The 15560-nt window shown below is 40.2% G+C and carries 13 protein-coding genes; 6 read left to right on the plus strand and 7 right to left on the minus strand.

The features are described 5' to 3' along the window. Positions 1–109: 109 nt before the first annotated feature. The 5 genes from nrdA (at position 110) to tyrP (ending at position 5589) form a co-directional block, all read left to right on the plus strand. Positions 110–2401: a class 1a ribonucleoside-diphosphate reductase subunit alpha gene (gene nrdA, locus AACU98_RS11325; RefSeq protein ID WP_004243653.1), complete on the plus strand. Its 2292-nt coding sequence runs from the start codon at positions 110–112 to the stop codon at positions 2399–2401. A gap of 11 nt (positions 2402–2412) precedes the next feature. Further along, complete coding sequence (nrdB, locus tag AACU98_RS11330) at positions 2413–3543, plus strand: class Ia ribonucleoside-diphosphate reductase subunit beta (RefSeq protein WP_004248376.1); 1131 nt, start codon at positions 2413–2415, stop codon at positions 3541–3543. Between the two features lie 24 nt (positions 3544–3567). Beyond that, positions 3568–3846 (plus strand): class I ribonucleotide reductase maintenance protein YfaE, encoded by a 279-nt coding sequence (gene yfaE, locus AACU98_RS11335; RefSeq protein ID WP_004243655.1) that lies wholly within the window; start codon positions 3568–3570, stop codon positions 3844–3846. A 107-nt stretch (positions 3847–3953) separates the two neighbouring features. Continuing rightward, a complete protein-coding gene (locus tag AACU98_RS11340; RefSeq protein WP_004243656.1) occupies positions 3954–4187 on the plus strand; it encodes a YgdI/YgdR family lipoprotein in 234 nt (77 codons plus the stop codon). A gap of 190 nt (positions 4188–4377) precedes the next feature. Next, positions 4378–5589 carry a tyrosine transporter TyrP gene (gene tyrP, locus AACU98_RS11345; protein WP_004248379.1) on the plus strand — a complete coding sequence of 404 codons (1212 nt, stop codon included), beginning with the start codon at positions 4378–4380 and terminating at the stop codon, positions 5587–5589. A gap of 104 nt (positions 5590–5693) precedes the next feature. Here tyrP and AACU98_RS11350 read toward each other — a convergent pair whose 3' ends face one another. Continuing rightward, positions 5694–6236 (minus strand): YfaZ family outer membrane protein, encoded by a 543-nt coding sequence (locus AACU98_RS11350; protein ID WP_004248380.1) that lies wholly within the window; start codon positions 6234–6236, stop codon positions 5694–5696. Between the two features lie 282 nt (positions 6237–6518). On the opposite strand from AACU98_RS11350, the gene AACU98_RS11355 reads away from it, so the two are divergent. Continuing rightward, positions 6519–7973: a catalase gene (locus AACU98_RS11355; protein WP_004248382.1), complete on the plus strand. Its 1455-nt coding sequence runs from the start codon at positions 6519–6521 to the stop codon at positions 7971–7973. Between the two features lie 95 nt (positions 7974–8068). On the opposite strand, the gene menE is transcribed toward AACU98_RS11355, so the two are convergent. From menE to AACU98_RS11385, 6 genes are all read right to left on the minus strand, one after another. After that, positions 8069–9493: an o-succinylbenzoate--CoA ligase gene (gene menE / locus AACU98_RS11360; RefSeq protein ID WP_036918620.1), complete on the minus strand. Its 1425-nt coding sequence runs from the start codon at positions 9491–9493 to the stop codon at positions 8069–8071. Beyond that, positions 9481–10452, minus strand: a complete 972-nt coding sequence (menC, locus tag AACU98_RS11365; protein WP_004243667.1) for an o-succinylbenzoate synthase — start codon at positions 10450–10452, stop codon at positions 9481–9483. The genes menE and menC overlap by 13 nt, the downstream gene beginning before the upstream one ends. After that, a complete protein-coding gene (gene menB / locus AACU98_RS11370; RefSeq protein WP_004243669.1) occupies positions 10452–11309 on the minus strand; it encodes a 1,4-dihydroxy-2-naphthoyl-CoA synthase in 858 nt (285 codons plus the stop codon). The genes menC and menB overlap by 1 nt, the downstream gene beginning before the upstream one ends. Before the next feature lie 12 nt (positions 11310–11321). After that, on the minus strand, positions 11322–12089 hold the full coding sequence (gene menH, locus AACU98_RS11375) for a 2-succinyl-6-hydroxy-2,4-cyclohexadiene-1-carboxylate synthase (protein ID WP_161735909.1): 768 nt from the start codon (positions 12087–12089) through the stop codon (positions 11322–11324). Then, a complete protein-coding gene (menD, locus tag AACU98_RS11380) occupies positions 12073–13758 on the minus strand; it encodes a 2-succinyl-5-enolpyruvyl-6-hydroxy-3-cyclohexene-1-carboxylic-acid synthase (protein ID WP_161735911.1) in 1686 nt (561 codons plus the stop codon). Before menD ends, menH begins: the two co-directional genes overlap by 17 nt. Before the next feature lie 341 nt (positions 13759–14099). After that, on the minus strand, positions 14100–15428 hold the full coding sequence (locus tag AACU98_RS11385; RefSeq protein ID WP_161735913.1) for an isochorismate synthase: 1329 nt from the start codon (positions 15426–15428) through the stop codon (positions 14100–14102). Positions 15429–15560 lie beyond the last annotated feature (132 nt).

A 15560-nucleotide genomic window follows, 5' to 3' on the forward strand; every position in this document is an offset into this window, starting at 1 on the left:
CACACCACAAGACTCCTTGGCAATGTTTGTCATCGGGAGCGCTTTTTTGCGGTATAAAATTTCAGGTTGCCCATTTATAGGTCATTAAAGCCAGAAAGGTGCATCGCTCATGAATCACAGCCTGCTCGTCACAAAACGTGATGGTCATAAAGAACGCATTGACTTAGACAAAATTCACCGTGTTATTACTTGGGCCGCTGAAGGTCTAGAAAATGTCTCTGTTTCTCAAGTTGAGTTACGTTCTCAGATTCAGTTTTATGATGGTATCAAAACTGCCGATATCCATGAAACACTGGTTAAAGCTGCTGCAGACTTAATATCTGGTGAAACACCTGATTATCAGTATCTTGCTGCTCGTCTTGCTGTCTTTAATTTACGTAAAAAAGCCTATGGTCAATTTGAGCCACCGGCATTGTATGATCACGTTAAACATTTAGTTGAACTCGGTAAATATGACCGTCATCTTCTCGAAGATTACACCAAAGAAGAGTTCGAACAGATGGATAAGTTTATTGTTCATCAACGTGATATGAATTTCTCTTATGCAGCAGTGAAACAGCTAGAAGGTAAATATTTTGTTCAAAACCGTATTACCGGTGATATTTACGAAAGTGCACAATTTCTCTATGTGTTAGTTGCCGCTTGCCTATTTTCGCGTTATCCAAAAGAGACGCGTATGGATTATATTGAGCGCTTTTATAACGCGGTATCCACATTTAAAATCTCACTCCCAACACCTATTATGGCGGGTGTAAGAACTCCGACACGTCAATTTAGCTCCTGTGTTCTGATTGAGTGTGATGATAGCCTTGATTCTATCAATGCGACCTCAAGTGCTATTGTTAAATATGTATCTCAACGTGCAGGCATTGGGATTAATGCCGGTCGTATTCGTGCATTAGGTAGTGCTATTCGTAATGGTGAAGCATTTCACACGGGTTGTATCCCATTCTATAAGCACTTCCAAACGGCGGTAAAATCTTGTTCACAAGGTGGGGTACGTGGTGGTGCAGCAACGCTATTTTATCCTTTATGGCATTTAGAAGTTGAAAGCCTACTGGTATTAAAAAATAACCGTGGTGTTGAAGATAACCGTGTACGCCATCTCGATTATGGTGTGCAGTTAAACAAATTAATGTATGAACGTTTAATCAAAGGTCAGGATATTACATTATTTAGCCCGTCTGATGTGCCGGGTCTCTATGATGCATTCTTTGCTGATCAAGACGAATTTGAACGTTTATATGTACAATATGAGAAAGATAAGAGTATTCGCCAAAAACAAGTTAAAGCGGTTGAATTATTCTCACTCATGATGCAAGAGCGTGCCTCTACAGGTCGTATCTATATTCAAAATGTTGACCACTGTAATACACACAGTCCGTTTGATCCGGCGATTGCACCTATCCGTCAATCAAACTTATGTTTAGAAATAGCACTACCAACCAAACCATTAAATGATATTAAAGATCCAAATGGTGAAATTGCCCTGTGTACACTTTCGGCCTTTAATCTTGGGGCGATTGAAAATCTAGACGATTTAGAAGAGCTAGCACGTTTAGCCGTTCGCGCGTTAGATGCTTTGTTAGATTACCAAGATTATCCAATTTTAGCAGCTAAACAAGGTGCTATGGGTCGTCGTACACTGGGTATTGGTGTGATCAACTTTGCTTATTATCTGGCTAAACACGGTGTTCGCTACTCAGATGGTAGTGCAAACAACTTAACACACCGTGCCTTTGAAGCTATTCAATACTATTTATTAAAAGCATCAAATGAATTAGCAAAAGAGCAAGGGGCATGCCCATGGTTTAATGAAACCACCTATGCAGAAGGTATCTTACCTATTGATACTTATAAAAAATCATTAGATGTACTGACTAATGAACCTCTGCATTATGACTGGGAAAGCTTACGCAAAGAGATCAAACAATACGGTTTACGTAACTCAACGCTCTCTGCATTGATGCCATCAGAAACATCATCACAAATATCAAATGCAACCAATGGTATCGAACCACCTCGTGGTTATATCAGTATTAAAGCTTCTAAAGATGGCATCTTACGTCAAGTGGTTCCAGAATATGAGCGCCTAAAAGGGGCTTATGAATTACTGTGGCAAATGCCAAGTATCGAAGGTTATTTGCAGTTAGTCGGTATTATGCAAAAGTTTGTCGACCAAGCGATTTCTGCCAACACTAACTACGATCCTACTCGTTTCCCTAGTGGTAAGGTTCCTATGAACCAGCTGCTAAAAGATTTGCTGCTCGCCTATAAATATGGTGTAAAAACACTCTATTATCACAATACCCGTGATGGTGCAGAAGATGTACAAGGTGATCTGGAAGAAGTCGTTGAAACGGCAGATTCAGATTGTGAAGGCGGCGCGTGTAAAATTTAATTGAGGAAGCTATGTCTTATACCACTTTTTCACAAGTTAGAAATGATCAGCTTCAGGAGCCCATGTTTTTTGGGCAACCTGTTAACGTAGCGCGTTATGATCAGCAAAAGTACCCTATTTTTGAAAAACTAATTGAAAAGCAACTCTCTTTCTTCTGGCGTCCAGAAGAAGTTGATGTTTCTCGTGATCGTATTGACTACAATGCGCTTCCCGATCACGAAAAACACATTTTTATTAGTAATTTAAAATATCAAACTCTGCTTGATTCGATCCAAGGTAGAAGCCCTAACGTGGCATTTTTACCTTTAATTTCGATTCCAGAATTAGAAACTTGGGTAGAAACATGGTCGTTCTCTGAAACCATCCATTCACGCTCTTATACCCATATTATTCGTAATATCGTCAACGATCCGTCGGTCGTTTTTGATGATATTGTTGAAAATGAAGAGATTTTAAAACGTGCTCGTGATATCTCATCTTATTATGATGAGTTAATCAATTTAACTAACCTTTACCATATGTTTGGTGAAGGTACGCATCAAATAAAAGGTAAAACTGTTGAAGTTACTTTACGTAAGCTCAAAAAACAGCTTTACCTATGCTTAATGAGTGTTAATGCTTTAGAAGCGATTCGTTTCTATGTCAGCTTTGCCTGTTCATTTGCCTTTGCAGAGCGCGAACTGATGGAAGGTAACGCTAAAATCATTAAATTGATTGCCCGTGATGAAGCATTACACTTAACTGGCACACAGCATATGCTCAATTTACTGCGTTCAGGTCAAGATGATCCTGAAATGGCCGAAATTGCCGCAGAATGCGAACAAGAATGTTATGACCTATTTGTTGAAGCAGCAGAGCAAGAAAAAGAGTGGGCAGAATACCTATTCTCAGAAGGCTCTATGATCGGTTTAAATAAAGAGATCCTTTGCCAATATGTTGAATATATTACTAATATTCGTATGCAGGCAGTAGGACTTAAATTGCCGTTTAAAGCACGTTCAAACCCTATTCCATGGATTAATGCTTGGTTAGTATCTGATAATGTGCAAGTTGCACCACAAGAAGTTGAAGTAAGCTCATATCTAGTAGGTCAAATCGACTCACAAGTAGATACTGATGATTTAAGTAACTTCGAACTGTAAAACAGAGAACTAGCGCTATACATTATGGCATCTCATAAAGTGACCCTGCACCAGCAGGGTCTATCAACCGCATTAGAATTTAGCTCTGAAACGCATCCTTCCTTGTTGGAGACGTTAGAGCGCAGCAAAATTCAAATCGAATATCAATGCCGAGAAGGTTATTGTGGCTCTTGCCGATTACGCTTAGTAAAAGGCAAAGTATGTTATCGCAATGAGCCATTGGCATTTATTCAAGCTGATGAAATTTTACCTTGTAGCTGTCACCCTGTGAGTGATATCGAAATCGAGATCTGCACAAAGTAAAACCATTGACTATAATGATCACTGTTTTCCTATATTGTTCTTTTTCTAACACAAATGCGTATTTTTAACTAAAGTTAAATAACAGAGTTATAAAAAGGATCGTTACTATGAAACTAAAAACTATTTTACCGATTTGTGCCGCCTCTTTCTCTTTACTGCTATTAGCAGGTTGTTCATCTCCACAAAAAATTGAAACCGTCGATGGGCAAACCATTTTGACCACAGATAAACCTCAAGAAGATGAGTCTACCGGATTAATTATTTATAAAGATGCTGAAACCGGTGCAATCAAACAAATTAATCGTGATCAAATAAGAAGAATGGTTGAGCTTGATGATTAATTAATCTTTTTTTGTCATTCAACAACCAAAGACATGTTAAATAGCGCCAACATTTTGTTGGCGTTTTTTTATATCCTCTCCATTTTGTAAACAAAACATTACACCTATCGTAATTAAAATTTGACAGAAATTTACCATTCTTATACCCTACTTTTAACTAAGTAAAATAGTTTGGAAAAACGAGGACTTTGTGAAAAATCGCACTATAGGCAGTGTATTTATTGTTGCAGGAACAACAATTGGTGCAGGAATGTTGGCAATGCCACTTGCTGCTGTGGGTATTGGTTTTAGTACCATGGTGTTATTGCTGGTGGGCTTATGGCTATTAATGAGTTACACCGCGCTTTTATTAGTGGAAGTCTATCAATACAACGATCCCCATACAGGCCTTGGCTCTATTGCGAAACGTTATCTGGGTATTGGAGGACAAGTCGTTACAGGTTTAGCTTTGCTACTTCTTATGTATGCTTTAACAACGGCTTATATCAGTGGTGCGGGTGAATTATTAGCTTCGACTTTATCTTCTTGGATTGGTCATAAGATAACCATCACACAAGGTATCATTATCTTTACAGTTATTGGTGGTGCGGTAGTCGGTATTGGTACCACTTCTGTGGATATGATTAACCGCTTACTCTTTACAGCAAAAGTTATTTTCTTAATTTTTATGCTGGTAGTCATGTTACCCCATGTGGAAAAAGTCAACTTAACCTCTATGCCTATCGCTCAGGGACTCGTTCTTTCTGCGATCCCGGTTATTTTTACCTCTTTTGGTTTCCACGGTAGTGTACCCAGTATTGTCAGTTACATGGATGGCAATATCAAAAAACTACGCCTCATATTTATCGTAGGTAGCGCAATCCCTCTTATTGCTTATATTTTATGGCAATTAGCAACATTAGGAGCTATTCCCACCACCACCTTTATGGGGATTTTAGCCCAAGAATCTGGCTTAAATGGCCTACTCACCGCCATCCGTGATGTGGTTGCTACACCGCGAGTCAATATTGCTGTCAACCTTTTCGCAGCCCTTGCACTCGCCACCTCTTTCTTAGGCGTAGCATTAGGATTATTTGATTATCTAGCTGATTTATTTAAACGCAGTAATCGCGCATCTGGTCGTTTTCAATCTGGTTTATTAACCTTTGTTCCCCCGCTATTCTGTGCGTTATTTTTCCCTAACTTTGTGCAAGCCTTAGCCTATGCAGCAATTGCTTTATCTATTCTCGCACTATTATTACCAGCACTTCTGGTATGGAAAGTAAGACAGCAAAAGCAGACTACAGAGCATTATAAAGTTAAAGGCGGTAAGCCAGCCTTAGCCATCGTATTTATCTGCGGGTTAGTAGTGATTGGTATTCAAATTGCGATTACCTTTAATATATTGCCACAAGTGGGTTAATCACCATTAGCTGATAAAAATCAAATAAAAAGCAGGTGTTAATTGTAACACCTGCTAAAAATAAATAACTAAACGGGAAAAACCTAATGTTCCCGTTATTGATATTAGAAACTTAAACCAGCTCCTACATAGAAACCATCAGCAAGTTTATTGTTACTGTGATTATGCGCGTTTTCAATTTCAATCACCCGATAACCCGCATTAACATGAAGTGGTTTAAATACCGTGTATTTAGCACCAACATCAGCTTCATAATAGGATTTACTTCCTGAGGTTAATCCTTCCGGCGAAGCGTAAGCTTCACCATAAACACTCAGTGAAGGTAAAACACGCCAATTAAGTCCAACACCACCAGCTAATGCCGCGCCGTCATCACCATTTTTGGGGGAGAGGTAAAGTGCTTTACCACCAACGCTTGCTGAGAATGGGCCAAGAGGTAACGCAAATTTTGCACCTAAACTACCTAATTGACCATCGTGATCACTACGTGCCCAGTTACCGTTAAAAGAAAGTCCAGAATCAGCATCACCTAAACCTGCTTGTACATCGGTATAATGTTTACCCGCTTGCACATTCATCGATATGGCATTGGCATTAGCAGAAATAAGTAATGCGCTCATTGCTCCTAATAATAAAAACTTTTTCATTATGATTACCCCAGCAAATAATTTTCCCAACTTATAATTATACAGCAAATTTATTAAACAATTTTACTGAGAATTGAAAGTCAATGTTTAGATTTTTCAATCTATGTAAATAAGTTACATCTATCAATACTATCGGTCCAATGGGTTTTATTAATAATTTTAATCTTGCTAAAGTGGAATTACAGTAAAAATTAACCATAATAAATATAAGGCTGTTCGCCTCGTTTTATTCACCCATGCTATTTTTTAATGTTCACTATTCCACAAATTGGAGAAGATGTGATGGAAAAGAAAAAGCTCACAACGGCGGCTGGTGCACCAGTTGTAGATAATAATAATGTAATAACAGCAGGACCTCGTGGTCCAATGTTACTACAAGATGTCTGGTTTTTAGAAAAACTCGCCCATTTTGATCGTGAAGTTATTCCTGAAAGACGTATGCACGCAAAAGGCTCTGGTGCCTTTGGTACATTTACGGTCACTCACGATATTACGAAATATACTCGAGCTAAAATTTTCTCTGAAGTGGGTAAAAAAACAGAAATGTTTGCTCGTTTTTCAACAGTAGCGGGTGAACGTGGTGCAGCTGATGCTGAGCGCGATATTCGTGGATTTGCCTTAAAATTTTATACAGAAGAAGGTAACTGGGATATGGTGGGTAATAATACTCCTGTATTCTATCTACGTGATCCCCTTAAATTCCCTGATCTTAACCATATCGTAAAACGTGACCCTCGCACTAATATGCGTAATATGGCTTATAAATGGGATTTCTTTTCTCATTTACCAGAATCTCTACACCAATTAACTATCGATATGAGCGATCGTGGTTTACCTTTAAGCTATCGCTTTGTGCATGGTTTTGGTAGCCACACTTATAGCTTTATCAATAAAGATAATGAACGTTTCTGGGTTAAATTCCATTTCCGTTGCCAACAAGGCATCAAAAACTTAATGGATGATGAAGCGGAAGCTCTAGTAGGTAAAGATAGAGAAAGCTCTCAGCGTGATCTTTTTGAAGCCATTGAACGTGGTGATTATCCGCGTTGGAAGTTACAAATTCAGATCATGCCAGAAAAAGAGGCATCAACTGTGCCTTATAACCCATTTGATTTAACCAAAGTTTGGCCACATGCTGATTATCCACTCATGGATGTCGGTTACTTTGAGTTAAACCGTAATCCAGATAACTACTTCTCTGATGTTGAACAAGCTGCATTTAGCCCTGCGAATATTGTTCCAGGTATTAGCTTCTCACCAGATAAGATGTTACAAGGTCGTCTATTCTCTTATGGTGATGCGCATCGTTACCGTTTAGGCGTTAACCATCATCAAATCCCTGTTAATGCCCCAAAATGCCCATTCCATAATTATCATCGTGATGGTGCTATGCGTGTTGATGGTAATAGTGGTAATGGTATTACTTATGAGCCAAATAGTGGCGGTGTGTTCCAAGAGCAACCTGACTTTAAAGAGCCACCACTTTCTATTGAAGGTGCAGCCGATCACTGGAACCATCGTGAAGATGAAGATTATTTCAGCCAACCTCGTGCACTGTATGAGCTATTAAGCGATGACGAGCATCAACGTATGTTTGCGCGTATTGCGGGTGAATTATCACAAGCAAGTAAAGAAACACAACAACGCCAAATCGACTTATTTACCAAAGTTCATCCTGAATATGGCGCTGGTGTTGAAAAAGCGATTAAAGTGTTAGAAGGGAAAGACGCTAAATAACCTGATAACAAGAAGCCCTGTGAGCAACTCGGCAAAATAATAAGGCGCCTGTAGTTTGGGCGCCTTTCTTAAAGTCGTTCGATAAAATCGCAATATCAATTTACTTGTTGCCCTTTCACCCACTGTTGCACTTGTTTACGAGAGATTTTGATCCCTCCACTCTTTAGCTGTTCTGGTAATAGTAAACAAGCGATGGGACGTTGAAAGCCTGCTAAACGCGTATGATACCATTGTGGTAATTGATTAATTGTCTCAATATCAGTATCAACAACAGCAACGGGACGTTGACCAAATTCAATATCGTCAATCGGGACAATAAATGTTTGGCGAACATTCGGGTGACTATTTAGCACCTTTTCAATATCTTCTGGCTGTATACCTTCACCCGCACTAAAAAACAGATTATCTAATCGCCCTAAAATGCACCATTCCCCCTCTTTAAAACAACCTCTATCCCGTGTTGCATACCAATCATCCTGAGTGTGTGATAACGGCTTTAATTGGCCATCAAACCAATATCCTAATGCAACACTATCAGATTTGATCTGGATTTCATTATCCACTAATCTGACCGCTTTACCCTTTAATGGCGTACCAACTCCCGCTTTACCATCTGCGCGTTTTGCACAAACAGTAGAGGCCATTTCAGTCATGCCATAACCACACCAACACTGAATACCTTTACTTTCCGCACATTGGGTTAATTCAGTTGGGATCATCGCTCCCCCTAATAAAACCGCTTTTAATGTGATGGGCTGCGAACTATCCTGTTGTGTATTTTGTAATAAACGCCAAAGTTGCGTTGGCACTAAAGAAGCATGAGTACAGCCTTGCAAAGCAGCAATAAAGGGGTGCATATTACGCACTACCAAGGTAGCGCCTCGTAATAACCAACGCCAAAGAATTCCTTGCCCAGATACATGAAAGAGAGGTAAAGACAATAACCAACTGTCGCTTTTTTCAAAGGGTATCAATTCAAGAACACCTTCTGCACTACAAAGATGAGCTTGAAAAGTATGCACAGCGGCTTTAGGTAGACCTGATGATCCAGAGGTTAAGATCAGTGTTGCCATACGAGAAGATGCCCATGCGACACCTGCCATGTTATTTTTATCTTGATGTGATTTATTATTGAATTCGACACCAGAAAGATCGAGTAACCTCGCATCTAACTCAAGTGTTGATCCACTTAAATCAGCATAAAAATCGATGTTTAAATGGGGTAATAAATCATCAAGTAGAGACTTAGGGAGCTGAGGATCTAACGGTAATACTTTTGCACCGCATTGAAAAACAGCAAGTAGCGTAAAAACAACATGGATATGATTTTTACCACGTAGCAACACGGTACTTTTAGTATTAACACCCTGTTTCGCTAAATGGTTCGCCAATTGATTAATATGACAACTTAATTGTTGCCATGTTATAGGTGAATCACCGGATATGATGGCCGTTTCATTTGGGTTAAGCTGCGCCCAGTGATGCCACGGCCATTGTGTAAAATTAACTACTGTTGCCATACTGTCTTAAGCTGTTCAAGCGTGATAAGCGGAATATCTACATCTGGCCAACAACGAATAAGTTGTTGTTTGATAAGATCAACGGTATCTAAACCGGGAATAGAATCTGGCGTTAACCACTGAGCCACTCTTGCCAGTTGTGTCAATCCAAAGCTACTTTCAATACTCGAGCTAATAATCGCCTCTAGACCTAAAGCATGCGCTTGTTCAACGATAGATTGGCAACGAGCAAGACTTCCTACTAGCGTAGGCTTGATAACAATCGCCGTAACACCCTCTTGAGCTTTCACTTCAAAACCTTCATCACGCACAGTCTCATCCCAAGCAATATTGATACCTGTTGCTTGTGAAAAGGCGAGTGACTCTTCTGGGGTTTTGCATGGCTCTTCTAAAAATGCAATACGGTCGCGCCATTGTGGGTTCACGTACTTGGCAAAACCTTCTGCTTTAGCTGGCGTCCAACTGCGATTGGCATCAAGTCTTAGTTTTAAGTCGGGGATCGCCTCTAGTAATAAGTTGACGACAATACCATCTCGTACAGCTTCATACAGACCGACCTTAACTTTAGCAACTTTCTCCCCGCTCATTTCATTAAGACTTAAAATTAAGTCATCAGGATCACCGTTGCATAAAGGTGCGGCACGATAATTGGCTTCTTCTGGTAAAGTGCCTTCAAGCTCTGCTAATGCGCAACTAATACCAAAAGCGACACTTGGCAATTCACTGTCAGTAGGATTTTCACCTAGACACCAAGCTGCTAGCCAAGATTGTGCGGCATCTTGTGCTTGTTCTAACGTTTCATGGCTAAACTCAGGAAGAGGTGAAATTTCACCCCAACCTTGTTTGCCATTTTGCTCTAAACAAACAAGAAAACCATCACGCGTTTTTAATCTTTGGTAGCGCAGAACAACACCTGCCTCCATTGGCAGGCTGAATGAATAGAGTTTGGCGTTTCGCATTATGGGTTACGTTTAAATTTAGTGAAATCAGGATGACGTTTTTCATTAAAAGCATTACGTCCTTCTTGACCTTCATCTGTCATATAAAACAGCATGGTTGCATTACCAGCCAATTCTTGCAGACCCGCTTGACCATCACAGTCAGCATTTAATGCTGCTTTCAAGCAACGTAATGCCATTGGGCTATTTTCTAGCATTTCACGACACCAACGTACCGTTTCTTTTTCAAGAGAAGCATAAGGAACAACGGTATTTACCAATCCCATATCTAATGCTTCTTGCGCATTATATTGGCGGCATAAGAACCAGATTTCGCGAGCTTTCTTCTGCCCGACAATACGTGCCATATAAGAAGCACCCCATCCACCATCAAATGAGCCTACTTTAGGACCAGTTTGACCAAAAATGGCATTGTCTGCAGCAATGGTTAAATCACACATCATATGTAAGACATGACCACCACCAATGGAGTAGCCAGCCACCATAGCAACAACAGGTTTAGGACAAGTACGAATTTGGCGTTGGAAATCTAATACGTTTAAGTGGTGAGTGCCACTTTCATCACGGTATCCACCGTAGTCACCACGGATCTTTTGGTCACCACCGGCACAAAACGCTTTTTCGCCTGCACCAGTAAGAATAATAGTACCAATTGAGTCATCGTAACGTGCATCGGCTAATGCTTGGATCATCTCTTTCACAGTCAAAGGACGGAAAGCATTACGCACTTGCGGGCGGTTAATCGTAATTTTGGCAATGCCATCGACAGATTTGTGGTAGAGGATATCTTCAAAACCTTCAGAACAATCCTGCCATTCAATCGGTGCATATAGCTTTTCTTCGCTCGGGTAAAGCATAATTAGGTTCCTTTAACCAAAGAGGGATAATACATGGTTTATCACCGCAGCATAAGCATCAGGCTGTGCCTGATGGGCATTATGACCAGCTTGCGGGATAGTCGTTAATGGCAGCGAATATTGCTGCGCTATTGATTGAAATTTTTTATCTTGCTCACCACACAACCAAATAAAGGGTAAGGTGAGTTGTTGTAATTCTGCAACTAACCAAGGCTGATGGCCTAAAGAGAGTGTTTCTAAACTTTCCGCAATACAAAAACCTGCATTACTACTGCGTTTTTCAACTAATAACTGACGCATTTCATCGCTTAAATCAGCAAAGACAGGCTGTTGATACCATTGCGTTAATACATCATTAATAGGTTCATTGCGAAAACGCGCGGCCCAACGTTTATCATGTGCAATACGGTTTTGTCTTTCTATTGCATCATATAAACCTGGGTTTCCCCCTTCAACAATCAATCCCATTAATCCCAATGTTTCACCAAAACATGCGTGATACATCGCAATTCTGCCACCTAAAGAGTAACCAATCAGCCAGTAATGATTAATATCGTATTCTTTTAAAGTGTCATGGAGTAATGCACTCATCTCGACAAAATTATTTACCCCAATAGAGGCAGAGTTACCATGACGGGGCAAATCAATCACGAGTGAGGGATATTCATGGCAAGCCTTAATGACGGTCTCCCACTCATGACTGTCTCCTAATAGTCCATGCAACCAAACTAACCATGGCCCTTCGTTATGCGTGTTATATTGCCTACAAGCTAAAGTCATAAGCGGTTACCTGTTTTACCAACTGATTTAAGGTTTCAGCACCCTCAGTTTCATTGACAATCAATTCAATTAATGTTGTTTTGGCTTCCCCCTGCCAACATGCAGTCACTGTAGTAAACAGATCATCCCAACAGTTTGGTGCAACATAATCTAAACCAAACATGGCAGCAGCATGTTTAAAATTTAAAGCATGGGGCATGCAGTAAAAACGCTCCCGCTCTGCCATAGGCGTCGGTAACATAGAGAATATCTGCCCACCATTGTTATTGACGATAATCACCACATTTGGGGCATAGACTTGTTGATGTAGTGCCAAACTATTTAAATCATATAATGCCGATAAATCACCCAAGATAGTTAACGTCGGTTTTTGAGTGGCTCGATGAACACCTGCTGAGGTTGAAAGTAATCCATCAATGCCACTAGCACCACGATTACTCGTAACAGGATAGCCCTGTGGCAATTGTGCAAAAGCATCAATTAAGCGCACAATTAAACTATTGCCAACAAAAAGCTGCCCATTGTGAGGAAGTAGATGATCTAACTGATGAGCAACTTGTGCTTCACCAAAATAGTCTGTTACTTCAGTAACATGTTGATAAGTTTGTGTAGCAATATGACTTAATGACAACGCCCAAGGTAAATTATCAATAGCAGGATGTGCCGTTAACCATTGACTCGGGGATAAGGTAAACTTCTCCCCTTGATGATGCCCCGGATCTAAACGTCCCGGAATAGCATCAATCACCCAATACATTTGCGGTGAGCAATTCGCTTGCCATTGTAATAAGCGTTTGCCTGTTAAACTGGAGCCAAATTGGATCACTATTTCTGCTTGGTTTAATTCAGCCTTCACTTGTGGATTATTTAGCCATAAGTCAGCACAAGGTAGTGGTTGTCCAGTTTGTGATAACACATCACCTAACAGAGGCCATCCCAATTGTGAGGCCCATTTGGCAACGGCAATCCCCTCTTTCGCACTGATACGTCCAGCAATAACGACCCCTTTTTTCTGACGTAGTCGATCCCATTGAGGGTGTGTAGTCACAGAGGGAGAAAGCGTTTCTTGTAACCAAGGTTTATCACTTTGCCACCACTTTCCTAATGCTTGTGTCCATGGTGTGTCATGCTCTATATCATCACCATATAATGGCTCTGCAAAAGGGCAGTTTACATGCAAAGCACCATGCACAAGATTATTCATGGCATTATCTAATGTAGAAACCAGCCAACGAGCAGGAATATCTGCTGTAGGGCGTGGTAAAGAGAGTGTTTCTGAGGGATGGCTGGCAAAAATACCTTGTTGGCGTATAGCCTGATTGGCGCCACAATTAATCAGTTCAGGCGGTCTATCTGCCGTGAGAAAGATCACCCGTTCACCAGTAAGTCCCGCTTCAATTAAAGCGGGGTATAAGTTTGCCACTGCGGTACCTGAGGTGACAATCACTGCAACAGGCTGTTGAGTGGCTTTCGCCAAACCTAATGCTAAGTGACCTAAACCACGCTCATCGAAATGCGTATGACAAATAAGTTTATGATTGGCGGCTGCCGCAAGCGTTAAAGGCGTTGAACGTGATCCGGGTGCGATACAGATATGACGTAAACCATGACGAGTCAAAGTTTCCAGTATAACTTTAGCCCATTGGCGATTAAACGAACTATTAGACATTGATCATCCCAATAACGAAAACCTGCAATGACTATTATAATATCTGTTCCTAAATACTTTTCCTTAGCCTAGTTCAATGAACAGAAGTTTTCGTTAAATAAATCGTGAAAAAGAACTCTGATAAGAGTGTATTATTTAAGCTAAAGTACTTATCTTTTTAGGCTTAATTTTTATCGTTAACAAAAAGATAGCAATAACACTAGCTAGCACAAGAATAACATTAATTTATTAACAAGATGCAGTGACGAGTTGAAAGTAGCACTAAATGGCATCCTAATCAGTACTACTTATCAACACCCAGTTTATATATTATGAGAGCCACTGGATAAACTGCAAAGAATTCAACACTCTTTTTCTAATAAAGTGCGTAAACCTGCTGCTTTATTTTCAATTTCAGCCCACTCTTGCAAAGGATCAGATCCCGCAACCACCCCTGCGCCCGCATAAAGCGTTAATGCATCATCATGCAATTCACCGCAACGCAGGCTAACCGCAAATTCGGCATGAGGCAAAGACAAATAGCCCGCAGAGCCAGCATACCAACGGCGTTCAAAAGGTTCATGTTGACGAATAAAAGTGCGCGCAATAGAGCGCGGTAAGCCACAAACAGCCGCGGTAGGTTGTAAACGCTGTAAACAATCCACATCATCAGCATGGATAAGTTTACCGTGGATATAGCGACGCAGATGTTGCACTTTACGTAAGCGGATCACATCTGCTGACGACACATCAATCCCTTCTATCCCACCTTGTAATCGCTGACAAATATCATCAACTACCACCAGATTTTCATGTTGATTTTTTTTATCGTTCATTAGCCAATCAGCAAATGCTCTGGCCTGTTGTTCATTATCAGAACTTGCCACAGTGCCCGCTAACGCTTCGGTATAAAGCACAAATTCATCGCGTTTATACAATCTTTCTGGTGATGAGCCCATAAAAGCATCAGTAGGTGAAAAAGCCAGCATATAATGATAACAATGATGATTAACATCTCGACTTGCTTTCATAAATTGAATAGCTTTTAACGGATTATCTAAGCTTAAGCAGGTTGCCCGTGCAGGTACTACTTTTTCAAATACGCCTTGATTGATTTCCTCTAAAGCAATATTAAGATAGTCAGTCCATTGCTGTTGCGTTAACGAGTGCTCTACAGATGCTACTTTGACAGATAAAGGTGCAATATTCAGTGCATTGTTAAGTGAGCGAATAAAAGCAAGCGCACTTTGCTTATCTTCTTCTGCCAATAAATTAATATGGATCGACAGTTGTTGATGACGTCTTATCTCGATGCGAGGTAAAAAAAGGTAAGCATCATCACCTTTTTCTTTATCAATACGCCCTGGAATAATGGTATCCCACGCGTTTAATCCCCAAATACGCACATCATCAGCATGCAATGAATGCCGATGTGTTGCTAAAAATCGATGAGCATCACGGATATGATTAAAGCACTTAACTTGTCCACAAGCGGCTACTTCTTCGCTTTCATCACGATGTTGCCAATAAAATTGCGGGTAATACGTTTGTGCTGCTAGCCATGAAAGTAAGGAAAATGACACCTCTGATGGCAAGATAACTTTCAAATGTAAAAGATCATCTTGTGCTGTCAGATTTATATTTTTAACTTTTTCGTACAGTGTCGAAAACACAGGATTAACCTTTTCCACTCTAAATACCTACTACTAATGAAAAGAAAGATTATACGTCTCTATAAGAATTATCAAAGTGCTGATTAATTATAACCTTTGTCATTTATCAAACTTTTGTTGTTTTCATGTTACAAAGGAGAAGCATTGACC

Source organism: Proteus sp. G4380, from assembly GCF_963885725.1.
GTDB classification, from domain to species: Bacteria; Pseudomonadota; Gammaproteobacteria; order Enterobacterales; family Enterobacteriaceae; genus Proteus; species Proteus mirabilis.

What these genes read in the sequence shown, in the direction of transcription:
- nrdA (WP_004243653.1), top strand. Translation starts at nt 110, where the DNA reads ATGAATCACAGCCTGCTCGTCACAAAACGTGATGGTCATAAAGAACGC.
- nrdB (WP_004248376.1), top strand. Translation starts at nt 2,413, where the DNA reads ATGTCTTATACCACTTTTTCACAAGTTAGAAATGATCAGCTTCAGGAG.
- yfaE (WP_004243655.1), top strand. Translation starts at nt 3,568, where the DNA reads ATGGCATCTCATAAAGTGACCCTGCACCAGCAGGGTCTATCAACCGCA.
- AACU98_RS11340 (WP_004243656.1), top strand. Translation starts at nt 3,954, where the DNA reads ATGAAACTAAAAACTATTTTACCGATTTGTGCCGCCTCTTTCTCTTTA.
- AACU98_RS11350 (WP_004248380.1), bottom strand. Translation starts at nt 6,236, where the DNA reads ATGAAAAAGTTTTTATTATTAGGAGCAATGAGCGCATTACTTATTTCT.
- AACU98_RS11355 (WP_004248382.1), top strand. Translation starts at nt 6,519, where the DNA reads ATGGAAAAGAAAAAGCTCACAACGGCGGCTGGTGCACCAGTTGTAGAT.
- menE (WP_036918620.1), bottom strand. Translation starts at nt 9,493, where the DNA reads ATGGCAACAGTAGTTAATTTTACACAATGGCCGTGGCATCACTGGGCG.
- menC (WP_004243667.1), bottom strand. Translation starts at nt 10,452, where the DNA reads ATGCGAAACGCCAAACTCTATTCATTCAGCCTGCCAATGGAGGCAGGT.
- menB (WP_004243669.1), bottom strand. Translation starts at nt 11,309, where the DNA reads ATGCTTTACCCGAGCGAAGAAAAGCTATATGCACCGATTGAATGGCAG.
- menH (WP_161735909.1), bottom strand. Translation starts at nt 12,089, where the DNA reads ATGACTTTAGCTTGTAGGCAATATAACACGCATAACGAAGGGCCATGG.
- menD (WP_161735911.1), bottom strand. Translation starts at nt 13,758, where the DNA reads ATGTCTAATAGTTCGTTTAATCGCCAATGGGCTAAAGTTATACTGGAA.